Source organism: Nocardioides anomalus, assembly GCF_011046535.1.
In the GTDB taxonomy this organism is placed as follows: domain Bacteria; phylum Actinomycetota; class Actinomycetes; order Propionibacteriales; family Nocardioidaceae; genus Nocardioides; species Nocardioides anomalus.
This window is the reverse complement of the sequence record NZ_CP049257.1, coordinates 2,993,139-3,018,284: the sequence shown is the minus strand read 5'-3', so window position 1 is coordinate 3,018,284 and position 25,146 is coordinate 2,993,139. Positions and strand designations below refer to the sequence as shown.

Annotated in this window: 24 protein-coding genes; 16 read left to right on the top strand and 8 right to left on the bottom strand. The window is 73.8% G+C overall.

Going from position 1 to position 25,146, the window contains the following annotated elements; all coding sequences use genetic code 11:
* Nucleotides 1–6 precede the first annotated feature (6 nt).
* Genes G5V58_RS15230 through G5V58_RS15220 form a run of 3 tightly spaced genes read left to right on the top strand, consistent with a single transcriptional unit; the run spans nt 7 to nt 7,003 of the window.
* Nucleotides 7–552, top strand: coding sequence for a DUF3558 family protein (locus G5V58_RS15230; RefSeq protein ID WP_165234409.1), 546 nt, complete (start codon nt 7–9; stop codon nt 550–552).
* Nucleotides 553–599: 47 nt separating this feature from the next.
* Complete coding sequence (locus G5V58_RS15225; RefSeq protein ID WP_165234406.1) at nt 600–3,812, top strand: ATP-dependent helicase; 3,213 nt, start codon at nt 600–602, stop codon at nt 3,810–3,812.
* A complete protein-coding gene (locus tag G5V58_RS15220) occupies nt 3,809–7,003 on the top strand; it encodes an ATP-dependent helicase (RefSeq protein WP_230486648.1) in 3,195 nt (1,064 codons plus the stop codon). The genes G5V58_RS15225 and G5V58_RS15220 overlap by 4 nt, the downstream gene beginning before the upstream one ends.
* Here the strand turns inward: G5V58_RS15220 and G5V58_RS15215 are convergent.
* Nucleotides 6,973–8,037, bottom strand: coding sequence for an FAD-dependent oxidoreductase (locus tag G5V58_RS15215; protein WP_165234403.1), 1,065 nt, complete (start codon nt 8,035–8,037; stop codon nt 6,973–6,975). The genes G5V58_RS15220 and G5V58_RS15215 overlap by 31 nt on opposite strands.
* Before the next feature lie 27 nt (nt 8,038–8,064).
* Nucleotides 8,065–8,772: a purine-nucleoside phosphorylase gene (deoD, locus tag G5V58_RS15210; RefSeq protein WP_165234401.1), complete on the bottom strand. Its 708-nt coding sequence runs from the start codon at nt 8,770–8,772 to the stop codon at nt 8,065–8,067.
* A gap of 24 nt (nt 8,773–8,796) precedes the next feature.
* Here deoD and nudC point away from each other — a divergent pair, with 24 nt between their 5' ends.
* A complete protein-coding gene (nudC, locus tag G5V58_RS15205) occupies nt 8,797–9,723 on the top strand; it encodes an NAD(+) diphosphatase (protein WP_165234398.1) in 927 nt (308 codons plus the stop codon).
* Between the two features lie 3 nt (nt 9,724–9,726).
* Here nudC and G5V58_RS15200 read toward each other — a convergent pair whose 3' ends face one another.
* The gene (locus G5V58_RS15200; RefSeq protein ID WP_165234395.1) at nt 9,727–9,978 is read right to left on the bottom strand and encodes a mycoredoxin; all 252 of its coding nucleotides are present in this window, start codon (nt 9,976–9,978) and stop codon (nt 9,727–9,729) included.
* Nucleotides 9,979–10,051: 73 nt separating this feature from the next.
* Between G5V58_RS15200 and G5V58_RS15195 the strand changes: the two genes are divergently transcribed.
* The 5 genes from G5V58_RS15195 (at nt 10,052) to G5V58_RS15175 (ending at nt 13,538) form a co-directional block, all read left to right on the top strand.
* On the top strand, nt 10,052–12,079 hold the full coding sequence (locus tag G5V58_RS15195; protein ID WP_165234392.1) for a UvrD-helicase domain-containing protein: 2,028 nt from the start codon (nt 10,052–10,054) through the stop codon (nt 12,077–12,079).
* A 211-nt stretch (nt 12,080–12,290) separates the two neighbouring features.
* Nucleotides 12,291–12,503 carry a hypothetical protein gene (locus G5V58_RS15190; RefSeq protein WP_165234389.1) on the top strand — a complete coding sequence of 71 codons (213 nt, stop codon included), beginning with the start codon at nt 12,291–12,293 and terminating at the stop codon, nt 12,501–12,503.
* 148 nt (nt 12,504–12,651) lie between these two features.
* The gene (locus G5V58_RS15185; RefSeq protein WP_165234386.1) at nt 12,652–12,969 is read left to right on the top strand and encodes a WhiB family transcriptional regulator; all 318 of its coding nucleotides are present in this window, start codon (nt 12,652–12,654) and stop codon (nt 12,967–12,969) included.
* Nucleotides 12,970–13,034: 65 nt separating this feature from the next.
* Nucleotides 13,035–13,232 carry a hypothetical protein gene (locus tag G5V58_RS15180; RefSeq protein WP_165234383.1) on the top strand — a complete coding sequence of 66 codons (198 nt, stop codon included), beginning with the start codon at nt 13,035–13,037 and terminating at the stop codon, nt 13,230–13,232.
* Nucleotides 13,233–13,376: 144 nt separating this feature from the next.
* Nucleotides 13,377–13,538, top strand: a complete 162-nt coding sequence (locus G5V58_RS15175) for a hypothetical protein (RefSeq protein ID WP_165234380.1) — start codon at nt 13,377–13,379, stop codon at nt 13,536–13,538.
* A 30-nt stretch (nt 13,539–13,568) separates the two neighbouring features.
* Here the strand turns inward: G5V58_RS15175 and G5V58_RS15170 are convergent, their stop codons facing one another.
* The gene (locus tag G5V58_RS15170) at nt 13,569–14,378 is read right to left on the bottom strand and encodes a hypothetical protein (RefSeq protein ID WP_165234377.1); all 810 of its coding nucleotides are present in this window, start codon (nt 14,376–14,378) and stop codon (nt 13,569–13,571) included.
* 135 nt (nt 14,379–14,513) lie between these two features.
* The gene (locus tag G5V58_RS15165; protein WP_011754982.1) at nt 14,514–14,672 is read right to left on the bottom strand and encodes a DUF5679 domain-containing protein; all 159 of its coding nucleotides are present in this window, start codon (nt 14,670–14,672) and stop codon (nt 14,514–14,516) included.
* Between the two features lie 247 nt (nt 14,673–14,919).
* Between G5V58_RS15165 and G5V58_RS15160 the strand changes: the two genes are divergently transcribed.
* The 3 genes from G5V58_RS15160 (at nt 14,920) to G5V58_RS15150 (ending at nt 17,708) form a co-directional block, all read left to right on the top strand.
* Nucleotides 14,920–15,714: an enoyl-CoA hydratase/isomerase family protein gene (locus G5V58_RS15160; protein WP_165234374.1), complete on the top strand. Its 795-nt coding sequence runs from the start codon at nt 14,920–14,922 to the stop codon at nt 15,712–15,714.
* Nucleotides 15,715–16,078: 364 nt separating this feature from the next.
* Nucleotides 16,079–17,125, top strand: a complete 1,047-nt coding sequence (locus G5V58_RS15155; RefSeq protein ID WP_165234371.1) for a PHP domain-containing protein — start codon at nt 16,079–16,081, stop codon at nt 17,123–17,125.
* A gap of 40 nt (nt 17,126–17,165) precedes the next feature.
* The gene (locus tag G5V58_RS15150) at nt 17,166–17,708 is read left to right on the top strand and encodes a M48 metallopeptidase family protein (RefSeq protein ID WP_165234368.1); all 543 of its coding nucleotides are present in this window, start codon (nt 17,166–17,168) and stop codon (nt 17,706–17,708) included.
* Here G5V58_RS15150 and G5V58_RS15145 read toward each other — a convergent pair.
* The 3 genes from G5V58_RS15145 to G5V58_RS15135 all read right to left on the bottom strand — a co-directional run bounded on the left by G5V58_RS15145 (nt 17,645) and on the right by G5V58_RS15135 (nt 20,086).
* The gene (locus G5V58_RS15145) at nt 17,645–18,238 is read right to left on the bottom strand and encodes an NUDIX hydrolase (RefSeq protein WP_165234365.1); all 594 of its coding nucleotides are present in this window, start codon (nt 18,236–18,238) and stop codon (nt 17,645–17,647) included. The two genes, G5V58_RS15150 and G5V58_RS15145, sit on opposite strands and share 64 nt — an antisense overlap.
* A complete protein-coding gene (locus G5V58_RS15140; RefSeq protein WP_165234362.1) occupies nt 18,235–19,581 on the bottom strand; it encodes a zinc-dependent metalloprotease in 1,347 nt (448 codons plus the stop codon). The genes G5V58_RS15145 and G5V58_RS15140 overlap by 4 nt, the downstream gene beginning before the upstream one ends.
* Nucleotides 19,582–19,654: 73 nt before the next feature.
* The gene (locus G5V58_RS15135) at nt 19,655–20,086 is read right to left on the bottom strand and encodes a molybdenum cofactor biosynthesis protein MoaE (protein ID WP_165234359.1); all 432 of its coding nucleotides are present in this window, start codon (nt 20,084–20,086) and stop codon (nt 19,655–19,657) included.
* 30 nt (nt 20,087–20,116) lie between these two features.
* Here G5V58_RS15135 and G5V58_RS15130 point away from each other — a divergent pair, with 30 nt between their 5' ends.
* The 4 genes from G5V58_RS15130 to G5V58_RS15115 are packed head-to-tail and all read left to right on the top strand — an operon-like array spanning nt 20,117 to nt 25,112.
* A complete protein-coding gene (locus G5V58_RS15130; RefSeq protein ID WP_165234356.1) occupies nt 20,117–20,377 on the top strand; it encodes a hypothetical protein in 261 nt (86 codons plus the stop codon).
* Nucleotides 20,378–20,413: 36 nt separating this feature from the next.
* The gene (locus G5V58_RS15125; protein WP_165234353.1) at nt 20,414–21,469 is read left to right on the top strand and encodes a YlbL family protein; all 1,056 of its coding nucleotides are present in this window, start codon (nt 20,414–20,416) and stop codon (nt 21,467–21,469) included.
* The gene (locus tag G5V58_RS15120; protein WP_165234350.1) at nt 21,469–22,044 is read left to right on the top strand and encodes a PPA1309 family protein; all 576 of its coding nucleotides are present in this window, start codon (nt 21,469–21,471) and stop codon (nt 22,042–22,044) included. The genes G5V58_RS15125 and G5V58_RS15120 overlap by 1 nt, the downstream gene beginning before the upstream one ends.
* Nucleotides 22,041–25,112 carry a UPF0182 family membrane protein gene (locus G5V58_RS15115; RefSeq protein WP_165234347.1) on the top strand — a complete coding sequence of 1,024 codons (3,072 nt, stop codon included), beginning with the start codon at nt 22,041–22,043 and terminating at the stop codon, nt 25,110–25,112. The genes G5V58_RS15120 and G5V58_RS15115 overlap by 4 nt, the downstream gene beginning before the upstream one ends.
* The last annotated feature ends 34 nt before the right edge of the window (nt 25,113–25,146 follow it).

Below are 25,146 nucleotides of genomic sequence, written 5' to 3'. Positions count from 1 at the left end.
CGGTCCATGCAGCTGCGCCGGACCCTCCTCCCGCTCGTCCTCCTGACCGCGACCACCCTCGCGGCCTGCGGTGGCGGCGACGACAGCGACAGCGGTGCCGCGCGGGACGACAGCTCGCCCAGCGCGTCGAGCGGTCCGAGCGACGGCAACCAGGTCGGCGTGTCGGCCTGCGACCTGCTCACCACCGACGAGGTCGCGGCCGCCGTCGGGTCCCCGGTCAAGGAGGGGATCGAGCAGTCCGGTCAGCCGATCACCGGCGGGACCTTCACGTCCTGCCAGTGGATGTCCGACGACCCGGACAACCCGGCCGACGCCGCCTCGCTCTACCTCTACACCAACACCGCCGCCGCGGACTCCGCGCGCGAGGACGACTCCCAGGTGCTCGAGGGCATCGGGGACCAGGCCTTCTCGGTCGCCTTCGCCGGCGTCTGGGTCTACGAGGGCGAGCAGTCCTTCCTGGCCCAGTGGTACACCTTCAGCGGAACCGACGAGGAGAACCTCCCCACGAGCGAGGCGCTGGCGCGCGCGGCTGTGGAGAAGCTGTCCGCCTGACCCCTTCCCGGGGTCCGCGTGTCGGTGCCCCGTGATGGAGTAGCCGCGTGCCCGAGACCGCGACCGCCTACCAGCTGGTCCGGCCCGACCTGTCCGCGGCGCCCCCGCCGCTCGACGCGCAGCAGCAGCGCGTGGTCGACCACCCCGGCGGCCCGCTCCTCGTGCTCGCCGGTCCGGGGACCGGCAAGACCACGACCCTCGTCGAGGCCGTGGTGCGGCGCATCGAGGACGGCACCCACCCCGACCGGGTCCTCGCGCTCACCTTCTCCCGCAAGGCGGCCGAGCAGCTGCGCGACCGGGTGGCCGCGCGCGTCGGCCGGACCATGTCGGCCAGCATCGGCTCGACGTTCCACTCCTTCGCCTACGGGCTGATCCGCCGCTACGCCCCGGCCGAGCTCTACGTCGGCCCGCTGCGCCTGCTGTCCGCCCCCGAGCAGGACGTCGTGCTGCGCGAGCTGCTCCAGGACCACCCCGAGTCGGTGCGCTGGCCCGCGTCGCTGCGGCAGGCGCTCGGCACCCGCGGCTTCGCCCGCGAGGTCCACGCGGTGCTGTCCCGGGCCCGGGAGAAGGGCCTCGACGGCGACGAGCTGGCTGCCCTGGGCCGCGAGCACGACGTGCCCGAGTTCGTGGCGGCCGGCGCGTTCCTGGAGCAGTACCTCACGATCCTCGACGACCGCAGCGCCGTGGACTACGCCGACCTGATCCGGCGCGCCACCATCGAGGCCTGGACCCATCGAGACGAGCTGCGCGCGGAGCTGGCCCACGTGTTCGTCGACGAGTACCAGGACACCGACTCCGGCCAGGTCGCCCTGCTGCGGGCCCTGGCCGGCGACGGTCGCGACCTGGTCGCGGTCGGCGACCCGCACCAGTCGATCTACGCCTTCCGCGGCGCCGAGGTGCGCGGGATCCTCGACTTCCCGACCGTGTTCGCGCAGGCCGACGGTCGGCCAGCCGACGTGGTCGCGCTGGCCACCACCCGACGGTTCGGGCCGCGGCTGCTGACCGCCACCCAGCGCGTGGCCGGGCGCATCGGCCTGCCGGGCTCGATCGGCGACGAGGCCAAGGCGGCGTTCCTGGCCCCCAGCGCCGACGGCGGGCCGCACGGCCCCGGCCGGGTCGTGGTGCGGACCTACGACAGCGACCGCGCCGAGGCCGAGCACCTCGCCGACCTGCTCCGTCGCGCTCACCTCGAGGACGGCGTCCCCTGGGACGAGATGGCCGTCCTGGTCCGCTCCGGCCGGCAGAGCATCCCGCCCCTGCGCCGCTCACTGGGCGCCGCGGGCGTGCCGGTCGAGGTGGCCGCCGACGAGCTGCCGCTGGTCCGTGACCCCGCCGCGCTGCCGCTCATCGACGCGCTCCGCGTGGTGCTCAACCTCGACAACGACGACCCCGACCACGTCGACCACGTCGACGCCGCGCGGGCCGAGGCCCTGCTCACCGGCCCGCTCGGCACCCTCGACGCCGGCGACGTGCGCCGCCTGGCCCGGCTGCTGCGCCAGCGCGAGAAGGAGCTGGCCCACGCCGAGGGCCGGCTGCCCGCGCCGTCGCGCGAGCTGGTCCGCCGGGCGGTCCTCGACCCGACCCAGCTCGACGGGCTGCAGGGCGCCGAGTCGACCCGCGCCCGGGCGGTGGCCGAGCTCATCGCCCGGACCCGCGCCCAGCTGGAGGCCGGCGCGAGCGCGGAGGAGCTGCTCTGGACCCTGTGGTCCGGCACCGGCTGGCCGGCCCGGCTGCGGCGCGGGGTCGAGCGTGGCGGCGGGGCCGCGCGGCGTGCTCACCGTGACCTCGACTCGGTCGTCGCGCTCTTCGAGTCCGCGGCACGGGCCGAGGAGACCCGCGACCACGTGGGCGTGCGCGAGTTCCTGGCCACGCTGGTCGCCCAGCAGATCCCCGCCGACACCCTGGCCGAGCGCGGCGCCCGCGGGGCCGCCGTACGCCTGCTGACCGCCCACCGCGCCAAGGGGCTGGAGTGGCGGCTGGTCGTCGTGGCCCACGTGCAGCAGGACGGCTGGCCCGACCTGCGCCGCCGGGCCACCCTGCTCGGCGCCGACCGGATCGGCACCGACGGGCTGGTGCCGCCCACCAGCGCCCGCGAGGCGCTGATGGAGGAGCGGCGGCTGTTCTACGTGGCCTGCACCCGCGCCCGCGAGCGGCTGGTCGTCACGGCGGTCGCCTCGCCCGAGGACGACGGCGAGCAGCCGTCCCGCTTCCTCGACGAGCTCGGCGTCACCGTCGAGCAGGTCACCGGTCGCCCGGCGCGGACGCTGTCCATGGGCGGGCTGGTCAGCGAGCTGCGCCGCACCGCGGCCGACCCCGCGGTGAGCGAGCCGCTGCGCCAGGCCGCCGCGCGCCGGTTGGCCCGGCTCGCGCCCGAGGTCGCGATCGCCGACCCCGCGACCTGGTGGGGCACCCGCGCCGCGAGCCGCTCGGCCACACCGGTGCGCGACCCCGAACGGCCGGTCCCGGTCTCGGCGAGCGTGCTCGAGCACATGGAGGTGTGCCCGACCCAGTGGTTCCTGTCGCGTGAGGCCGGCGGCGTCACCCGCCAGCACCAGTCGGCCAACCTCGGCGAGCTCGTGCACGCCCTGGCCCAGCGGGTGGCCGCGGGCGAGGTCGAGGCCGGCGCCGACGACGTCGACGCCCTCATGGCCCACGTGGCCACGGTCTGGGACCGGTTGGAGTTCCGCACGCCCTGGGCCAAGGCCCGCGAGCTCGAGCGGGTCGAGGCCGCCCTCAGCCGGTTCCTGCGCTGGCACCACGCCGACCCGCGCACCCTGGTCGGCGTCGAGGCGCCGTTCCGCGCGGTGCTCGACCTGCCCGGCGGTGAGCGCGTCCAGCTCACGGGCTACGCCGACCGCCTCGAGCTCGACTCCGAGGGCCGCCTGGTCGTGGTCGACCTCAAGACCGGTCGCGGCAAGCCGAGCGACAAGTCCGTGCTCACCAACGTCCAGCTGGGCCTCTACCAGCTCGCGGTCGACCACGGCGCCGTCGACGAGCTGCTCGAGCGCGACGTCGAGGCGGGTGGGGCCGAGCTCGTCCAGCTCGGGCTGCTCGGCGACGCCGAGGACGCCGACGTGCAGCGTCAGCCCGAGCAGGCCGACGACGGCCCCGAGCGCGCCGCGCTGCGCGGTCAGCTCGCCCGCACGGCCGCGCTGCTGCGAGCCGAGCAGTTCCCGGCCGTGGCCGGCCAGCACTGCCGCGACTGCGCCTTCGTCCCGATCTGCCCGGCCAAGTCGGCCGGGTCGGTGGTGAGCCAGTGACCCCCCGGGCGATCCGCTCGCCGCGCGAGCTCGCGGTGGCCATGGGCACGCCGTGGGAGGCCAGCGCGCAGCAGTGGGCGGCCATCACCGCGCCGTTGGCCCCCGCGGTGGTGGTGGCCGGGGCGGGCTCGGGCAAGACCACGCTGATGGCCGCCCGCGTGGTCTACCTGGTGCTGACCGGACAGGTCCGCCCCGACCAGGTGCTCGGCCTGACCTTCACCACCAAGGCCGCGAGCGAGCTGCGGTCGCGGATCCGCGAGGCGTTGCGCGACGCGGGCGCCCTCGACGAGCTCGACGACGGCGAGGACGTCCTCGAGCCGACCGTGGCGACCTACAACGCCTACGCCGCGAGCCTGCTCACCGAGCACGGCCTGCGCATCGGCCACGAGCCCGACACCCGGGTCATCACCGACGCCGCGCGCTACCAGCTCGGCTCCCGGGTGGTCGACCGGCACACCGGCGAGGTGCTGCTGCTCACCGACCACCCCCAGACCGCCATCCAGAACCTCCTCGCCCTCGACAGCGCGATGAGCGAGCACCTCGTCGGCCCCGACGACGTGCGCCGCATCGACGAGGCCGCCTCGCACCGCTTCGCCGAGGCGCGCGAGGAGGAGCGGGCCGCGCCCAAGCCGCGCTCGACGTACGTCGAGGCGTGCGACAAGGCCATCAACGCCCTCGAGCGGCGCGGCGAGCTGCTCGGGCTGGTCGACGGCTACCGCCGCCTCAAGGCCGACCTCGGACTCATGGACTTCTCCGACCAGATCGAGCTCGGCGCCCGGCTGGCTGCGGAGAAGCCGGAGGTCGGCGCCGAGGAGCGGGCCAAGTTCACCGTCGTCCTGCTCGACGAGTACCAGGACACCTCCGTGGCCCAGGCGATCATGCTGTCTCGGCTGTTCTCCGGCCCCGACGCCGAGCACGGCCGGGGCCACGCGGTGACCGCCGTGGGCGACCCCAACCAGGCCATCTACGGCTGGCGCGGGGCGTCGGCGTCGAACATCCTCACCTTCGCCGAGACCTTCCCGGCCGCGACCGGCGAGGTCCCGTCGTACCCGCTGACCGTGAGCCGCCGGTCCGACCGGCGCATCCTCGAGGTGGCCAACCGGCTGGCCGAGCCGCTCTACGCCGCCTCCGACGCGGTCCGCCCGCTCGACGCCGCCGAGGGCGCGGGGGAGGGTCGGGTGACGACCCAGGTCTTCGAAACCCACCGCGAGGAGCTGGCCTGGCTGGGCGAGGAGGTCACCGCGACCCGCGACCGCGGCGGGGCCTGGTCCGACATCGGCGTCCTGACCCGCGACAACGCCCACGCCGCCGAGGTCTTCGACGCGCTCACCTCGGCCGCGGTGCCCGTCGAGATCGTCGGCCTGTCCGGCCTGCTGCGGCTGCCCGAGGTGGCCGAGGTCGTCGCGGTGCTCCACCTGCTCCAGGACGTCACCGCCAACGCCGCGCTGCTCACCCTGCTCACCGGGCCGCGCTGGGCCATCGGGCCGCGCGACCTGCGCCTGCTCGGCGAGCGCGCCCGCGAGCTGGCCGGCGCCCAGGGTCGCGGCGCCGTGCCGACCACGCTCGACGGCCACCTGGCCGCGATCGCGGACGGCATCGACCCCTCCGAGATCGCCTGCCTCGACGACGCGCTGCACGACCCGGGCCCGGCGGCGTACTCCGTCGAGGCGCTGGAGCGCTTCGCGCTGCTGGCCGGTGAGCTGCGCCAGCTGCGCAGCCACGTCGGCGAGCCGCTGCTCGACGTGGTGCGCCGGATCGTGGACACGACGGGCGCGGACGTGGAGCTGGCCTCCGCGGTCAGCCCTGCGGCCGCGGCCCGGCGCGACAACCTGGACCTGTTCGTCAAGGCGGTGGCCGACTTCCAGTCCGTGGACGGCGACGTGTCGCTGCAGGCGCTGCTGGCCTACCTCACCGCCGAGGACGACCAGGGCAACGGGCTCGACGTGGCCACGCCGACCGCCGCCGACTCGGTCAAGCTGCTCACCGTGCACCGCTCCAAGGGCCTGGAGTGGGCCTCGGTGTTCCTGGTCGGCGTCGGCAAGGACCGCTTCCCCTCCAACCGCTCCCGCACCCTGTGGACGTCCTCGCCGGCGGTCCTGCCGGCGCCGCTGCGGGGCGACGCGGCGGACCTGCCGCAGCTGGGGGGCCACGACAAGAAGGCGCTCGACGCCTACCGCGCCGCTACCCGCGACCACGACGCCACCGAGGAGCTGCGACTGGGCTACGTCGCCTTCACCCGCGCCGCGCACCGGCTGTCGGTGACGTCGTACTGCTGGACCCAGCGCGCCACGCCGTTCGGCCCGTCGTCCTACCAGGAGACCGTGCGCGAGCAGCTCGAGGCGTGGGGCGAGCCGGTGGACGGCTGGCTCGACGCGCCGGCCAAGGGCGACCCCAACCCCTACGCCCTCGAGGACCCCTCGAAGCCGTGGCCGGTCGACGGGATGGGCGCCGAGGCGCTGCGCCGGCTGGCCGCGGCCGAGCTGGTCCGCGCGGCCGACCCGAGCGAGGAGGACCTCGACCTCGACCTGTCCGAGGTGGCCCTGGTCGCGGAGTGGGACGCCGAGGTCGAGCGGCTGCTGACCGAGCTGCACGCCGAGCACGCGACCACCATCGAGGTGCCGTTGCCGTCCTCGCTGTCGGCCACGAGCGTGCTGCGGCTGCGGGCGGACCCCGAGGCGTTCGCGGCCGAGCTGGCCCGCCCCATGCCCCGGCCGCCGTCGCGCTCGGCTCGGTTCGGCACGCTGTTCCACGCCTGGGTGGAGGCGCGCTTCGGCCAGCAGCCGCTGCTCGACCCCGACGACCTGCCCGGGCGGCACGACTCCGAGATCGACGACGACGCCGACTTCGACCGGGTGGTCGAGGCCTTCGAGCGGGGTCCGTTCGCCGACCGGGTGCCGCTGGCCGTCGAGGCGCCGTTCGCGGTGGTGCTGGCCGGGCAGGTGGTGCGGGGCCGGATCGACGCGGTCTACGCCGAGCCCGGCGGCGGCTACCTGCTCGTGGACTGGAAGACCTCGCGTCACGAGGACGCCGACCCGCTGCAGCTCGCGCTCTACCGCGTGGCCTGGGCCGAGCTGCGCGGCGTGGCGCCGGAGCAGGTGCGCGCGGTGTTCCACTACGTCCGCCGCGGCCACACCGTCGAGCCCGAGGAGTTGGCCGACCGTCAGGCGCTGGAGGCCATGCTCGGCCGGTGAGCGTCGAGCCAGGCCGCGACCCCGCGGGCGGCGACCCGACCGGCCCGGTTGGCGCCGATGGTGCTCGCCGACGGTCCGTAGCCGACCAGCTGCACCCGCGGATCCGCCACCGCGGTGGTGCCGTCGAGCTGGATCCCGCCGAACCGCGAGGTCAGGTGCAGCGGGGCCAGGTGCCCGACCGCGGGCCGGAACCCCGTCGCCCAGAGGATGGCGTCGGCCGCCCACAGGGTGCCGTCGGGCAGGCGCACGCCGTCCGGCTCGATCCGCGTGAACATGCCCCGTCGCTCGTAGGCGCCGAGCCGCTCCGCCTCACGCTCCTGCTCGCGCAGGGCCAGCCCGGTCACGCTGACCACGCTGGCCGGCGGCAGGCCACGCCGGACCCGCTCCTCGACCAGGGCCACCGCCGCCCGGCCCACGTCGGGGGTGAAGTCGTCGGTGCGCCACACCGGTGGCTTCCTCGTCACCCACAGGGTGTCGGCCGCCACCGGCGCGATCTCGCCCAGCAGCTGCACCGCCGATGCGCCGCCACCGACCACGACCACGCGCTGCCCCCGGAAGGCCGCGGGGCCGTCGTACTCGTGGGTGTGGAGCTGGCGGCCGCGGAACGTCGCCGCCCCGGGGTAGGCCGGCACGAAGGGCCGCGACCAGGTCCCGGTGGCGTTGACCAGGGTCCGGGTCCGCCAGGCGCGGTCGCCGGCGCGGACCTCGAGCAGCCCGTCCTCGGCCTCGCCCACCGCGTCCACGCGCACCGGGCGCACCACTGGCAGGCCGAAGCGCCGCTCGTAGTCGGCGAAGTAGGCCGGCACCACCTCGTTGGCCCGGCCCTCGTCCAGCGTCGGCGCCGCCACGCCCGGCAGTGCGGCGATGCCGTGCACGTCGCGGACCGTCAGCGAGTCCCAGCGGTGCTGCCAGGCGCCGCCCGGAGCCGCGTCGGCGTCCAGCACGACGTGGTCGATCCCGCGCCGCTGCAGGTGGTACGACGTCGACAGGCCGGCCTGGCCCGCACCGACGACCACCGAGTCGAGGACCTCCACCCCCGGTGAACACCTCGGCGGCGACGCTTAGTCCGCGCTCAGGCCCGCCGCCAGTGCGATCTCCACCATGTCGCCGAAGGTCCGCTCGCGCTCCTCGGCGCTGGTCGACTCGCCCGTGACCACGTGGTCGGAGATCGTGCAGATGGCCAGCGCCTCGCGACCGTGGCCGGCGGCCAGCGTGTAGAGCGCCGAGGCCTCCATCTCCACCGCCAGCGCGCCGTACTCCACCATCCGCATCATCAGCTCGGGCTTCGCGGCGTAGAACGAGTCCGCGCTGAACAGCAGCCCGACGTGGACGTCGTCCCGTCCGGCCGCGGCCGCGGCGGCGGCGGACAGCAGCGGCCAGGACGCGACCGGCGCGTAGTCGAGACCGTCGAAGCGGATCCGGTTCATGGAGGAGTCGGTGCAGGCGCCCGAGGCGATGACGATGTCGCGCACCCGGAGCCTCTCGCTGAGCGCACCGGCCGAGCCGACGCGCACGACCCGCTGCACGTCGTACTCGGCGAACAGCTCGGTGACGTAGATCGCCATCGACGGCTGGCCCATCCCGGAGCCCTGCACCGAGACCGGCGCTCCGCGCCACGTGCCGGTGAAGCCGAGCATCCCGCGCACCTCGGAGTAGCACCGCACGTCGTCGAGGAAGGTCTGCGCGATCCACTTCGCGCGCAGCGGGTCGCCGGGCAGCAGCACGAAGGGCGCGACGTCGCCGGGGGAGGCGCCGATGTGGGTGCTCACCGGCGGAGACTAACGTCAGGAAGCGTGGAGTACCCGCACGAGCGCATGGCCTCCGGAGCGCACGACCGCATCGGCGTCCGGCGTCGCGACGAGGCCTGGATGGACGAGCGCTGGGCCGACCCGGAGACCCGGGTCCTGGTCGTCAGCGGCACCCGCGTCCGGCCCCGCGACGGCGCCGTCCCGTGGGTCGCGCCGGGCGATGCGCCGGCCGACGGCACGCGGGTCCTGCTCGGCGAGGGCCGCGACCGGACCTGGTTCGCCCTGGTCACCGGGCCCGAGGCGGCGCAGGCCGCGCCGGAGGAGTGGCTCCCGCTGCGCGCGCTGCTCCCGCGGCTGGCCGGCGCCGACCAGGAGGGCGTCGACCTCTCCGAGGCGCCCCTGGTCTTCCACGCCCTCGGCATCGCCGAGTGGCTCTGGGCCACCCGCTTCTGCCCGCGCTGCAGCGAGCCGCTCACGCCCCAGGCGGCCGGCCACGAGCTGGTGTGCCCCAACGGCCACCGGCACTTCCCGCGCACCGACCCGGCCGTGATCATGCTCGTCGCGAGCGGTGAACCCGGCAGCGAGGACGAGCGCTGCCTGCTCGGGCGCCAGGCCGTCTGGCCCGAGGGGCGGTTCTCGACCCTGGCCGGCTTCTGCGAGCCGGGGGAGACCCTCGAGGACGCCGTGCGCCGCGAGGTGGCCGAGGAGACCGGCGTCGCCGTCGGCGAGGTCACCTACTTCGGCAACCAGCCCTGGCCGCTCCCGGCCAGCCTGATGCTCGGCTTCGTCGGCCGCGCGACCTCCACCGACATCGCCGTCGACGACGACGAGATCGAGGACGCCCGCTGGTTCACCCGCGCCGAGATGCGCGCCGAGGCCGAGGCGGGCACTCTCGTGCTCCCCGGCGGCGTCTCGATCAGCCGCTCGCTCGTCGAGCACTGGTACGGCGGCCCGCTCCCGGGCCAGTGGTGAGGCTCAGCTCGCCAGCGCGGCGAGCTTCTCCTTGACCTGGGCGAGCGACGGGTTCGTCATGGACGTGCCGTCGGCGTACACCAGCGTCGGCACGGTCTGGTTGCCGCCGTTGGCCGACTCGACGATCTGCGCGGCGTCGGGCTGCTGCTCGATGTCGACGACGTCGTACTCGATGCCCTCACGGTCCAGCTGGCTCTTCAGCCGGTGGCAGTAGCCACACCACGGGGTCGTGTACATCGTGAAGCCTGCGCTCATCTGGGACTGTCGCCTCCGACATCTAGGGTGATTTCTGCACCCCCTTCAACCACCAAGACCCCGGAGATGTTCCGTGCCCGACCCCGCCGAGCTCCTCGCCGCGCTGGACCCTGAGCAGCGCCAGGTGGCCGAGGCCCTGCGCGGCCCGGTCCGGGTGCTCGCCGGCGCCGGGACGGGCAAGACCCGGGCCATCACCCACCGGATCGCGCACGGCGTGGCCAGCGGCCTCTACGCCCCGACCGAGGTGCTGGCCGTCACCTTCACCACCCGCGCCGCCGGCGAGATGCGCACCCGCCTGCGGGCGCTGGGCGCCGGCGGGGTCCAGGCCCGGACCTTCCACTCCGCGGCGCTGCGCCAGCTGCGCTACTTCTGGCCGCACGTGCACGGCACCGAGCTGCCCCAGCTCACCGAGTCCAAGCTCGGCATGCTCGCGGCCGCGACCCGGCGCCAGCGGATCAACGCCGACCAGGCCCTGCTGCGCGACCTGGCCTCGGAGATCGAGTGGGCCAAGGTCAGCAACGTCAGCCCGTCGACGTACGTCGCGGTGGCCGAGGCCCGCGGCCGCAGCGTGGCCAACCAGACCCCGGAGGTCGTGGCCCACGTCTTCGAGGCCTACGAGGAGGTCAAGCGCGACCAGGGCCGCATGGACATGGAGGACGTCCTGCTCCTCGACGCCGGGCTCCTGGCCGAGGACGAGCGGGTCGCCGCGCAGGTGCGCCGGCAGTACAAGTGGTTCGTCGTCGATGAGTTCCAGGACGTCTCGCCGCTGCAGTCGGCGCTGCTCGACCTGTGGCTGGGCGGGCGCGACGAGCTGTGCGTGGTCGGCGACCCGGCCCAGACCATCTACTCCTTCGCCGGCGCCAACGCCGACTTCCTGCGCGACTTCCCCAAGAAGCACCCCGGCACGACCAGCGTCGAGCTGGTCCGCAACTACCGCTCCACCCCGCAGGTGGTCGAGGCGGCCAACACGCTGCTCGCCGGCACGTCCAGCCAGGGCGTCGACCTGCGCTCGCAGCAGCAGCCCGGTCCCGCGGTGACCTACGACGGGCGCCCCGACGAGGTCGACGAGGCCGAGCACGTCGCCGCCAAGGTCCTCGCCCTGCGCGACGGCGGCCGCGAGCTGGGCGAGGTGGCCGTCCTGTTCCGCATCAACGCCCAGTCTGAGGCCTTCGAGGAGGCGCTCGCCGCCCGCGGCCTGCCCTACGTCGTGCGCGGCGCGGCCCGCTTCTTCGACCGGCCCGAGGTCCGCGAGGCCGTCACCCGGATCCGGGGCGCCGCCCGCTCCGGCGAGGGCGAGGGCGTGCTGACCACCGTGAGCTCGGTCCTCTCCGGCATGGGCTGGACGCCCGAGGCGCCCACCGCGCGCGGCCAGACCCGCGACCGCTGGGAGTCCTGGCAGGCGCTGGTCGACCAGGCGAGCGAGTTCGAGGCCACCGGCGGCACGCTCGACGGCTTCGTCGACGACCTCGACCGCCGCGCCGCCGAGCAGCACGCGCCGGTCGCCGACGGCGTCACGCTGGCGACCTTCCACGCGGCCAAGGGGCTGGAGTGGGACACCGTCTTCCTCTGTGGCCTCCAGGACGGCACGCTCCCGATCACCTACGCCGAGACCCCCACGGCCATCGAGGAGGAGCGCCGGCTGCTGTACGTCGGCATGACCCGCGCCCGCCGCGACCTCGCCCTGTCCTGGTCGGCCGCCCGCCAGCCCGGGGGCCGCGCCTCGCGCAAGCCGTCACGCTTCCTCACCCCGCTGCTGCCCCAGGAGGCACTGCCGCTGCCCAAGGCCGCCCGCGGCGGCAAGGGCGCGCGGATGTGCGTCGAGTGCGGCAAGCCGCTGCAGACCGCGGCCGACAAGGCCCGCCGCCGCTGCGCCGACTGCCCGGCGCCGTACGACGAGGAGCTGTTCGAGCGCCTGCGCGAGTGGCGGACCCAGCGCGCCCGCGAGGAGGAGATCGCGGCGTTCATGGTGTTCAGCAACGCCACGCTCGAGGAGATCGCCACCCGCCGGCCCGGCTCGGAGCGCGAGCTGCTCAAGGTCAGCGGGGTCGGCCGCGAGAAGCTGGCCAAGTACGGCGACGACCTGCTCGACCTCGTCGGCTGACGCGACCCGGTCCAGCACCGCCCCGGCCGGCAGTCCCGGGACCGCGGTCCCGGCGAACGCGGGACGACGTGGCAGAAAATAGTCGCGAAATACCCACAAAATCGATTGCCCCTTACCGCGGGCGTTCGGTACGTTTCTGCAACCCAAGACGTTCAGCGCACCACGGGACTGACGATCCCGGCGCTCGAGGAGTGAGAAGGAGGTGGCCCAGATGAAGCTCAACACGATCCCGATGACGGCTCAGATCCCGTCCGGCTTCGCCATGCCCATGTGCGGCCACACCTCCGTGGTGCGTCAGGGCTTTGCCACGACCTCCGTCGTGCGCGAGCGCCGGGCCGCCGTCATCACGGGTGACGTCAAGGGTGACATGGGCCTCGCTGCCTACGTCCCGGGGACCAGTGCCTGGAGTCCACCTCTCAGTTGAGACCACTGATGAGCAGCCTCCAGGCCGCGGAACCCGAAACCCGGGATCCGCGGCCTTTCTGTTTCTCGGATCGGCGATGGATCCACGGCACCACCGCAGTCCTACCGACCAAGCAACCGCGATGAAGGTGAAACGAGGAGGTGAAAAAATGACCATCAGCACTCTCGACCGTGCCACTGCTGAGCCGACTCTGGGCAACCTCCACGACGAGGCCGGCAAGGTGGACGAGGCGACCCTTCCCTGCCGGGCGAACAACCCGGAGCTCTGGTTCGCCGAGTCGCCGAGCGACGTGGAGTTCGCCAAGGCCCTCTGTGTCGAGTGCCCGGTCCGTGCCCTGTGCTTCGACGGCGCTCTCGAGCGTCGCGAGCCATGGGGTGTCTGGGGCGGACAGCTCTTCATCCAGGGCGTCGTCGTACCCCGCAAGCGTCCGCGTGGCCGCCCCCGCAAGAACGAGGTGGCCGCGTAGCCGCCACGAGGCTGTCCGCCGCCCGGCGGGCCGCATCCCATCCGAGGAAGACCCACACCACTCACATGAACCAGACCGATCTGATCAGGAGCACCGAGATGAATCTCATGAACGAGAACCTGGCGCGCGCGCAGATGTCCGCGCGCCTGGGAGAGGCGCAGCAGCTTCGGCGCGGCCACCAGCTGGCCCGCGCACGCCGTCTCAGCCGCCGGGCTGAGCAGGCAGCGCAGCAGGCGCGTCTCGCCCTCGCCCGCGCTCTGTAGGACCTCACGGGATGCCGCCAGTCAGCGGCCCTCTGCGGGGACACCCTGATCGCGGGTGCCACGGACACCGGGTACGGCTTCGGCCGTACCCGGTGTTCTGCGTTCCGGGGCCCGACGCAGGTGCGGGCGAGGCAGGATGGGCGTGTGAAGACCTGCGACTTCTGCGGACGCCAGGAGGCCGACGACGCGAAGACGCTCACCTGGAGCACCGCGGTCGAGAACGGTCGGACAAGGACCTACTGCGACACCTGCTCGCGCGAGCACCTGCGGGCCATGGAGGGCAAGCTCGACTCCGAGTACTGGTGAGCCGCCCCGGTCGGTCCGACCCGGACCGGTTCAGCCCGCTCGGGCCACACCTCCCGGGTCCGGGGCGGCCAGCTCCTCGGCCCAGGTGCACCCACAGTGGACGTGGCGGTGGTACGCCGTGAGCTCCGGCGGCAGCTCGCCGAGCGCGATGGTGCTCGACCAGGTCGCCGGCACGCCGCCCTCGGCGGCGGTGGCGAGGTCGCGGACGGCCCAGGCCAGCGCCAGCGCCCGCCGGGCCGGGTCCGGCGCGGCCGGGCGCAGCGGCCCGGAGGTGGCCAGCTGCTCCACCACCAGCGGGTGGCGGGGGTCGCGCTGGGCGGCGTGGGCGTCGACGCAGCGCAGGCACGCGGTCGCGCCGGGCACGACGTAGGGCCCGAGCACCGGGCCGTCGGGCGTCTCGCGGACGGCGAGGTGCGGGGTCGCGGTGCGCATCCAGCCGTCCAGGCGCGACCGGGACAGCTCGCCGACCGCCCAGACCAGGGCGACGTCGACCGCGTCGGTCGCGCCGGCCACGGACAGGCCGGCCTCACCGAGGAGCCGGAGGGCGGCGGGCAGCAGGTCGGGCGGCACGTCGAGGTGCACCGCGCAGCCCGCACGGGCCGCGGCGCGCGCGGCCTCCTCCTCGGCGGGGGCGACGAGGCCCGCCTCGGCGAGGGCACGCAGCGCGCGACCGGCCACGTCGTCGAGGGTGGTGAGCGGGGCGCCCGCAGCCAGCTCGCGCAGCAGCCGGCGCACGGCGGGCACCGCGGGCAGCACCGCGCGGCGCGCGCCGAGGCCGAGCTGGAGGTGCTCGCCGTCGCGGCGCACGACGGCCAGGCCGGGACGCAGCAGCCAGGTCATGGACCCACCGTCACACGGATCGCGGGACCGCGCGGAGCTCCTCCACAGGCCCGCGCCCGGCGGGGTCGCCACCACGACGCGACGGCGCCCCCGGTCAGACCGGGGGCGCCGTCGAGAGTCGGGTGGGGCGAAGGGTTAGGCCTTGCCGAGGATCCGGTTGAGGTTGGTCCCGCAGACGGGGCAGACGGCCTTGGCCATCCGGGTGCCCTTGTCGTTGACCTTGACCTCGCCCTCGGCCTCGCGCTTCTCCTTGCACTTCACGCAGTAGAACTCGCCGCTCCAGGTCTCCGCCATGACGGCCTCCTTGCTGTTCGTGGTCGTCGCGGCGGGGTGGTGCTGGATGGTGGTGCTGTTCCCGCCGGAGGCCCTCGGACGGGTCCTCGGGCCGTCTCGACCGTACTCCGAACCCCCGAGAACCGCCGCCAGGCGGCTCGGCGCGCCGAGCGGCGCCTTCCCGACCCCTGGGCGGGCCCATGGGCCGCCGGGACGGCGTGAGGCCGGTCACGGCGGGCCCGGCGCGGCTGCGCATAGGGTGCGCGCCATGGTTGCTGCCTCCCACCTGCGCGTCGAGCGGCCCGCCGACGGCGTGGCCCTGCTGGTCCTGGACAACCCCGACATGCGCAACGCGATGTCGGACGAGATGACCGCGTCCTGGACCGAGGCGGTCGACGCCCTGGCGCAGGACCGGAGCGTGCGCGCCGTGGTGGTCACGGGGGAGGGGTCGGCGTTCTGCTCCGGGGGGAACACCTCGTGGATCGCCAGCGAGCCCGACGCCAGCGTGGACCGGCTGCGCACCAGGATGCTGCCGTTCTACCGCTCGTGGCTCTCGATCCGCCGCCTCGAGGTGCCGACCATCGCGGCCGTCAACGGCGCGGCCATCGGGGCGGGGCTGTGCCTGGCCCTGGCCTGCGACCTCCGCTACGCCGCGAGCGGGGCCAAGCTCGGCGTGCCCTTCGTCAAGCTCGGGATGCACGCCGGCATGGCCGGCACCCACCTGCTGCCCGAGGTGGTCGGCGAGGCGCACGCCCGAGACCTGCTCCTGACCGGGCGGGTCGTCGAGGCCGACGAGGCCCTCCGCATCGGCCTGGTCTCGCGCGTCCTGGACCCCGAGGGCTTCCTCGACGAGGTCCTGGAGATCGCGGCCGGTGTGGCGGCCAACGCGCCGATCGCCACCCGGCTCACCAAGCTCGCCCTCCTCGACGGCGGCCACGCCGACCTGGAGACGGCGCTGCAGTGGGAGGCGCTGGCCCAGCCGATCACCCTGGCCACCGCGGACCTGCAGGAAGGCGTCCGCGCGAGCAAAGAGCGCCGCGCGCCCCGCTTCGAGGGCCGCTAGCCCACCGTCGGGCCGAGACGCACGGAGCCCCCGGTCCCGTCGGCGCAGACCTGCCTTCCCCTTGCGGATCTGCGTCGTCGGGCCCGGGGGCTCCGTCTGTCCGCAACGCTAGACAGCCCCGGCGGTGAGGGCAACAGCGCGCACCCCCACCCTGTGGAGGAGCCTGTGGACAAGTCTGTGCAGAACGCCCTTCTCAGGTGGAGGACACGCCTGGAGGTCGTGCACAGGCCTGTGGACAACCGGTGGATGCGGGCGACGACACCCGGCCCGACCTGCGACGACGTCCGTCCACGGGCTGTGGAGGAAAATTACCCACCAGGAATCTTCCACCGGTGGCCGAGCGACCCGGGCCTAGGCTGGCGACGTGGTGGAGGCGTACGACGGCGGGCCGGTCGCGGCCCTGCGGCGGATCGGGTTCCTGCTCGAGCGCGGGCGCGAGGAGACCTACAAGGTCAAGGCCTACCGCAACGCGGCGGCGGCGATCCTGCCGCTCGGGGACGACGAGGTCCGGGCCCGCGTCGAGGCCGGGACCATCCAGGAGATCCCCGGCGTCGGGGCCAGCACCGCGAAGGTCATCGCCGCGGCGAGCCGGGGCGAGCTGCCCGAGCGGCTGCAGGTGCTCGAGGACGAGCACGGCGGCCCGCTGACCGAGGGCGGCCAGGCGGTGTGGGAGGCGCTGCGTGGCGACCTCCACTCGCACTCGGACTGGTCCGACGGCGGCTCGCCGATCGAGGAGATGGCCTTCACCGCGATGGAGCTCGGCCACGAGTACCAGGTGCTGACCGACCACTCGCCCCGGCTCACCGTGGCCAACGGGCTGAGCGTCGAGCGGCTGCGCAAGCAGCTCGGGGTGGTCGACGCGGTCAACGAGCACCTGGCCCAGCGCGACGGCGGCTTCACCCTCCTCAAGGGCATCGAGGTCGACATCCTCGACGACGGCAGCCTCGACCAGACCGACGAGATGCTGGACCGCCTCGACGTGCGCGTGGCCAGCGTCCACTCCAAGCTCAAGATGGACCGGGCCGACATGACCAAGCGCATGGTGATGGCCGTGCGGAACCCGCGGGTCAACGTCCTGGGCCACTGCACCGGCCGGATGGTGATGGGCGCGCGCGGCACGCGCGCGCAGTCGCAGTTCGACGCCCGCCGGGTCTTCACGGAGGCGGCCAAGCACGACACCGCGATCGAGATCAACTCCCGCCCCGAGCGCCGCGACCCGCCGACCGACCTGCTCGAGCTGGCCCGCGACCTCGGCTGCCTGTTCTCCATCGACTCCGACGCCCACGCGCCCGGCCAGCTCGACTTCCTCTGGTACGGCGCGGAGCGGGCCGAGGCCGCCGGCATCGACCCCGACCGGATCGTCAACACCTGGCCGCAGGACCGCCTGCTGGCGTGGGCCAACCCGGGCTGACGTCCCGGACGTCGGCGCCCCGACGGGCTAGATTCCCGGCATGGCGGTCGCGCCGGAGCCGGCACCCGAGGTGGAGGTGCGCCGCAGCAAGCGGCGCCGCCGCACCGTGTCGGCGTACCGCGACGGCGACAAGATCGTGGTCCTCATCCCCGCGTCGATGACCCGCAAGCAGGAGGCGGAGTGGGTCGACGAGATGGTGGCGCGCGTCCGCAAGTCGGAGGAGAGGGAGCCGCTGACCGACGCGGAGCTGATGGAGCGGGCGCTGCTCCTCAACGACCGCTACCTCGGCGGGCTGGCCGTGCCGGGCTCGGTGCGCTGGGTCGGCAACCAGAAGCAGCGCTGGGGCTCGTGCACACCGGGGGACCGCACCATCCGGCTCTCCGAGCGGCTGCACGGCATGCCGCTGTGGGTCACCGACTACGTGCTGGTCCACGAGCTCGCGCACCTCATCGAGCCGGGCCACGACGCGGCGTTCTGGGGGTGGGTGGACCGCTACCCGCAGGCCGAGCGGGCCAAGGGCTACCTGCTGGGCTGGTCCGCGGCGGCCAGGGTCGAGCCGCCGCCGGGCCAGGACGTCGACTGAGCGAGGCGCTCGAGGGACCGGGCCACGAGCCCGGTGTCCGGCTCGGGCAGCGCGCCGACCGGCCACCACCGCACGTCGGTGGACTCATCGCTGACCACCGGGACGGCGTCGACCGGTGCGAGCGCCACGAACCGCACGTCGAGGTGGTGCACCAGCCCCGGTGCGCCGCAGAACGTCACCGGGTGCTCGTCGAGGTGCACCGGCTCGGGGTCGAGGACCAGTCCGGGCACGCCGGACTCCTCGGTCGCCTCGCGCAGCGCGGCCGCGGCCAGGGAGGCGTCACCGGGCTCGCAGTGCCCGCCGAACTGGAACCACCGGCCGGCCTTGGCGTGCAGCGTGAGCAGGACGTGGGTCCGGTCGGCCGAGACCACGAGCGCGCTCGCGGTGAGGTGGTCGGGCCGGCAGGAGCGGTACGCCGCGTCGGCGTGCGACTCGAGGTGCGCGACGTAGCGGTCCCGCAGCGCGGTCTGCCCGGCGTCGGGCGCGGCCCAGCCCCGCAGCGTGGCCAGCGCCCCGTCGCGCAGGCTCACTCCTCGTCGGAGGGTGCGGAGTCCGACGGCCCGTCGAGCAGCTTGCGCAGCTCGGCGTCGAAGTCCTCCTCGCTGAGCTCCGTCGGTGCTGTGGCGCCCTCGCGGAAGCCCAGCGGGTCGTCGAGGTCGGCCTCGGTCGGCAGCAGGTCGGGGTGCATCCACACGCCGTCGCGGGCCTCGACCCCCTGCCGGGTGCGCAGCGAGCCCCACAGCGTCGAGGCGTCACGCAGCCGGCGCGGGCGCAGCTCCAGGCCCACCAGGGTGGCGAAGGTCTTCTCGGCGGGACCGCCCTCGGCGCGGCGGCGGCGGACCGCCTCCTGCAGCTTGGCGGCGGTCGGCATCCGGCCCTCGGTGGCCTGGCCGACGACCTCGTCGACCCAGCCCTCCACGAGCGCCAGCGTGGTCTCGAGCCGCGACAGCGCGGCCTTCTGCGCGGGGGTGTCGGGCATCTCGAACATGCCGCCCTCGAGCAGCTGCTGCATGGCCTCGGGGTTGCCCAGCTGGGCCGGGTCGATGCCCCGCATCTGCTCCTCGACGCGCTGCTGGATGCCCTCGACGTTGACGTCCACGCCCTCGGCGTACGCCGTCACCGCGCCGACCAGGTGCTCGCGCAGCCACGGCACCCCGGCGAAGAGCCGCTGGTGCGCGGCCTCGCGCAGCGCGAGGTAGAGCAGGACGTCCTGCTCGGGCACGTCGAGTCCGGCCGCGAACGCCGTGACGTTGGCCGGCACCAGCGTGGCGCGGCCCGCGGGCGCGAGCGGCACGCCGACGTCGGACACCGAGAGGACCTCACCGGCCAGCGCACCGATGCCCGAGCCGACCTGGTTGGCCAGCAGCATGCCGATGGCGCGGCCGAGGATGCCGAGCAGCGGCCCGGCCTGCGCGCGGGCCTCCTCGGGCAGTGCGGTGCTGAGCGCGCCGACGGACTGGCGGGCCACCGGCTCGACCAGCACCTTCCAGACGTCGAGGGTGCCGACGACCCACTCGGCGCGGCTCCACGCCGCGGTGGTGGTGACGCCGGAGGGGAACGACGTGGTCGCGTCGAGCCAGTGGTCGGCGAGCTGCAGGGCGTCGGCGACCGCGGCCTGCTGCGCCGAGGTCGGCGAGGGGTCGGGCGACTGCGCGACGGTCTTGCGGGCCAGGTCGACCGCGACGTCCCAGTTGAGCGGGCCGTCATAGGGCTGGAGCATCGACTGCAGCTGACCGAAGAGCTGGTTGAGGTCGGGCATGCCCTGACCGCCGGCTCCGCCCGGGCCGGCCATGCCGCCGAGGCCTTGGGCGAAGAACTGCTCGAACGGGGTGCCCTTGAACGGGTTCTGGGGCTCCTCGGGCTCGTCTGCCATGGCTCCACGGTACGCCGCGGGCGGTTGCCGGAGCGGCCGCACGCGGACCTCCCAGGGAGATCTCAGGGACGACCTAGGGCGAGCCCACCCACTCCTCGGAGCCGTCGGTGAAGCGCTGGTGCTTCCAGATCGGCACCTCGGCCTTGAGCGTGTCGATCAGCATGCGCGAGGCGTCGAACGACGTGCCGCGGTGGGCCGAGGTCGTGGCGACGACGACCGCGATGTCGCCGATGTCGAGCGAGCCGACCCGGTGCACCGCGGCCACGCCGTGCACGTCGTGGGCGGCGGCCACCCGCTCGCAGACCTCGCGCAGGGTGTCCATCGCCGTGGGGTGCGCGCTGTAGTCGAGGCCGACCACGCCTTGCCCGTGGTCGTGGTCGCGGACCCGGCCCACGAACAGCGTCAGTCCCCCGGAGGCGTCGTCGTCCAGTGCGGCCACCACCTCGGCGACGTCCAAGGGCGCGTCGCGCAGGTCGACGAGCCGGACGGGCGTGGGCTCCGACATGCGGGGCACGTTAGTCCCTACCCTCGACGGGTGGAGATCCTGCTCTGGCTGGTGCCGCCGGTCGTCGTGACCGTCGTGGCCATGGCCTGGGTGGGCTGGCTCGGCCGGGAGGGCCGTGGTGAGGTCGACCACGACGAGGCCGTGCGCCGGCTCGGCGCTGCCCTCGAGCGCGACGCGGACCGGCCCCGCGCCACCCGCTTGCCGCGGCGCCGCGAGCGGTCCACCGGGGTCGCGGTCCGGCGTACGCCGCGCACGGGCGACTCGCCCCGCGAGCAGCGCCGCGCCTCGTGAGCCGGCGCCAACCAACCGTCTGAGACAGTGTGCGGCATGAACCAGCGTGTCGTGGCGGCGCTCGTCGCCGTGCCGCTGGTGGCCGCGCTGGCCATCGCCGCGCTGCTCACGCCGCTGCCGTACACGATGTACTCGCCCGGCCCCACCATCAACGTGCTGGGCGCGCCCGACGGCAAGGAGATCATCCAGGTGCCGGGGCAGAAGACCTACCGCGACGAGGGCCAGCTGCGGATGACGACGGTCTCGGTGACGCCGAAGGACAGCGACCTCAACCTGTTCCAGGTGATGGGCGCGTGGCTGGACCCCGACGACGCGGTCTACCCGAAGGACGCGGTCTACCCCGACGACAAGACCGCCGACGAGGAGCGCGACGAGGGCCAGGTGCAGATGGTGTCCTCCCAGGACACCGCGGTCGCCGTGGCGCTCACGGCGCTGGGCAAGAAGGTGACGCCCGCGCTGGAGGTGCTCCTCATCGCCCCCGGAACGCCGGCCGACGGCGCGCTCGCCGTGCGTGACCTGTTCAAGGCGGTCAACGGCCAGCCGCTGTCCAGCGACGTCCAGCGGGCGTCCTCGGACCTGCGGGCGGCGATCAAGGGCACGCCGCCGGGCGGGAAGGTGACCTTCACCGTGCTGCGCGACGGCAAGGAAGTCGACGTGCCGGTGACGCCGGAGCCGGGCGACGACGGCGCCCCGCAGGTCGGCATCCAGCTCGGGCAGGGCTTCATCCTGCCGTTCCCGGTGACGGTGACCATCGACCCGCGCATCGGCGGGCCGAGCGCCGGGCTGATGTTCTCGCTGGCCATCTACGACACGCTCACGCCGGGCTCGCTGACCGACGGCGGCGCCATCGCCGGCACCGGCGAGATCAGCGCCGACGGCAAGGTCGGCGCGATCGGCGGGATCCAGCAGAAGATCGCCGGCTCCGACCACGACGGCGCCCAGCTGTTCCTGGTCCCGGCCGAGAACTGCGACGACGCCCAGGGCGCCCACCACGGCGACATGCGCCTGGCCAAGGTCGACACGTTCCAGTCCGCGCTCGACGTCGTGCAGACGTGGGCGGCCGACCACGACGCGAAGCTGCCGAGCTGCTGATGAGCGACGCCCTGGACCCGCTGTCCCTCGACGAGGATCTCGACCCCGCCCTGGCGGCGGCCGTGCTCGAGATCGAGTCCCACCACGCGCAGGGCGGCTGGGACCAGCCGAGCCGGCTCTACGCCCTCGTCCCCACCGCCGACCTGGTGCTCCGCGAGCCCGCGCTGGCCGCGGCCATGGGCCTCGACGACGCCTCGGCCGAGGGGTCGCTGACCCCGATCGAGCAGGAGCAGCTGCCGCCGGACCGCTTCGAGTCGTCGTTGGCCGAGATCGCCTGGGGACCCGACGTCGCGGGCTGCGCGGCGGTGGTGGAGCGCCTGGTGCTGCCGCCCGACGCCGACGACGAGCTGCCCGACGACCCGAGTGCCGCGGCGGCGTACGCGGCCGAGCACCCGGACCGCCAGGAGGTCCGGATGGTCGTCGGCGTGACCCGCGCCGGGGCGACGTACTGCGCGCTGCGGCTGCGCGCCCACGACGACGACCAGTCGGTCGTCGGCGGACCCGACCTGGTCCCGGAGCTGGTCGCTCTGCTGACCGCCACGCTGGAGCCCGTCGAGGAGGACGAGGAACTGTGAGCGAGCTGTTCGACGAGGACCCGCGGGACACCCCCGCGGACCGCCCGCCGTCCCGGCGCTCACGCGCCCTGGTGATCACCGCGATCGTGCTGGTGGTCGCCTTCTTCGCGCTGACGACGTTCGCGAACTTCTACACCAACGTGCTGTGGTACCGCGACATCGGCTTCGGCTCGGTCTACAGCCGGCTGCTGTGGACCCGCGTCGTGCTGTTCCTGGTCTTCGGCGTGCTCATGGGCGTCGTGGTCGCGGTGAGCATGGTCGTCGCGTTCCGCACGCGCCCGCTGTTCCACCCGCAGTCACCGGAGCAGTCCGGCCTCGACCGCTACCGCCAGGCCGTCACGCCGATCCGGACGTGGCTGGTCATCGGTCTCGCGCTGCTGCTCGGCATCTTCGCCGGCACCTCCGGTGCGGGGGAGTGGCGCAGCTACATGCTGTGGCGCAACGGGGTGCCCTTCGAGCGCAAGGACGCCTACTTCGGCAAGGACATCGGCTTCTTCGTCTTCGACCTGCCCTGGTACCACTTCCTCACCGACTTCGTGATGGCCGTGACCGTGGTCGCGCTGCTGGCCGCGGCGGTCGTGCACTACCTCTACGGCGGGATCCGGCTGCAGAGCCCCGGCGACCGGCTCTCCGGAGCCGCGCAGGCGCAGCTCTCGGTGCTGCTCGGCGTCTTCGTGCTGGCCAAGGCGCTCGACTACTGGCTGGACCGCTACGACCTGGCCTTCCAGAAGGGCTCGCTGCTCACCGGCATCACCTACACCGACGACAACGCGGTGCTGCCCGCCAAGGCGATCCTCATGGGCATCGCGCTGATCTGCGCCGTGCTGTTCTTCGTCAACGTCTGGCGCCGCACCTGGCTGCTGCCCTCGCTCGGACTCTCGCTGCTGGTGCTGTCCGCGATCCTGCTCGGGCTGATCTGGCCCGGCATCGTGCAGCAGTTCCAGGTCAAGCCGAGCGAGGCCGACAAGGAGTCGGGCTACATCTCCAAGAACATCGACGCCACGCGCGCGGCGTACGACATCGACACGGTGGCGGAGTACCGCCTGCCCGCGAGCGGGACCCCCGCCGCCGCGGTGGACGCCGAGAACGACCAGAACATCACCTCGGTCCCGCTCGTCGACCCCGCGCTGGTGCGCGACGTGTTCCAGCAGAACCAGCAGGTGCGCGGCTACTACTCGACCGCCGACGTGCTCGACGTGGACCGCTACGACATCGAGGGCAACGACCGCGCGCTCGTGCTCGGCGTGCGCGAGCTCGACCAGGGTGCCCTCAACAGCGACGTCAAGAACTGGCTGAACCTGCACACCGTCTACACCCACGGCAACGACGTGATCGCGGCGTTCGCCAACCAGCGCGGCGTGCAGAACACCCCGCTCGAGCTCGGCGACACCGACCGCACCCAGTGGGCCGAGGGCAACCAGCCCGGCCAGGACGCGCTGGAGCAGGCGGTCGGCAAGTACGAGACGCGGGTCTACTTCGGCGAGAACAGCCCCGACTACTCCGTGGTCGGCAAGGCCAGCGACGACGCCCCGAGCGTCGAGCTCAACCTCAACACCGCCGCCTCCGGCGACGAGGACGCCGAGACCACCACGACCTACGACGGCGCCGGCGGCGTGCCGGTCGGCTCGACGTTCCGCCAGCTGCTCTACGCCATCAAGTTCGGCAGCACGAACTTCCTGCTGTCCGGGCGCGTGAACGCCAACTCCGAGGTGATCTACAACCGCGACCCGGCCGACCGGGTGCGCAAGGTCGCCCCGTGGCTGACCCTCGACGACGACATCTACCCCGCCGTGATCGACGGCAAGATCGAGTGGATCGTCGACGGCTACACCACCACCGACCAGTTCCCGGGCTCCGAGCGCGAGTCGTTCAAGACGATGACCGACGACACGCTGCAGGACGAGACCGGCCTGCGCACGCTGCCGACCGACGAGATCAACTACATGCGCAACTCGGTCAAGGCCACCGTGGACGCCTACGACGGCACCGTGACGCTCTACGCGTGGGACGACCAGGACCCGATCCTCAAGGCGTGGTCCGCGGCGTTCCCCGGCACCGTCAAGCCGAACTCCGACATCCCTGACGACCTGCGCGAGCACCTGCGCTACCCCGAGGACATGTTCAAGGTCCAGCGCTACCAGTACGCCCGCTACCACGTGACCGACCCCAACGCGTGGTTCCAGGACAACAACCGCTGGGACGTCCCCGAGGACCCGAACCCGACCGGGACCGCCAAGAGCCTGCAGCCGCCGTACCGCATGTTCGTGACCCAGCCCTCGGGCCTCATCCCCTCCGGCTCGGACTCCGAGACCGAGGACACCGTCCCGACCGACGCCACCTGGTCGATGACGTCGACGTTCGTGCCCTACAAGCGCAGCAACCTCGCGGCGTACGTCTCGGTGGACAGCGACGCCACGTCCGACGACTACGGCCAGATCCGGGTCATCGACGTCATCGACGAGCAGCAGCAGGGCCCCGGCCAGGTCGCCAACAACATGCGCTCGGACCCGACCGTCTCCGCCACGCTCGCCGAGTTCAACCGCTCCGGCAACTCGGTCAGCTACGGCAACCTGCTGACCGTGCCCGTCGGCGACGAGCTGATGTACGTCGAGCCGGTCTACGTCCGCCTGGCGACCACCAATGCGGCCAACTTCCCGATCCTGCGCTACGTCCTGGTCTCCTACCAGGGCGACGTCGGCATCGGCCGCTCGCTCTCGGCCGCCCTCGAGTCCGCCCTGGACGGCAGCCAGCAGAACTCGGACGACCCGACCGACGGGACCACGCCCACCCCCACCCCCAGCGGTGAGCCGTCCGACCAGCCCACCGACGAGCCCACCGGTCAGCCCGGCAGCGTCCGGGAGCTCCTCGCCCTGGCCCAGCAGGAGTTCGAGGCCGCCGACCAGGCCCTCTCGGCCGGCGACCTGGCCGAGTACCAGCGCCACATCCAGAAGGCGCAGGACTACGTCAACCAGGCCCTCGGCACCGAGGGCGGCGGTGGCGGCGCCGGCAGCGGCGGCGCGACCGACACCCCGTCCGCCTCACCGTCGGGAGCCAGCCCCACCCCCTGACGGCACCCGATTTGAGCCCACGACCACCCGTGCC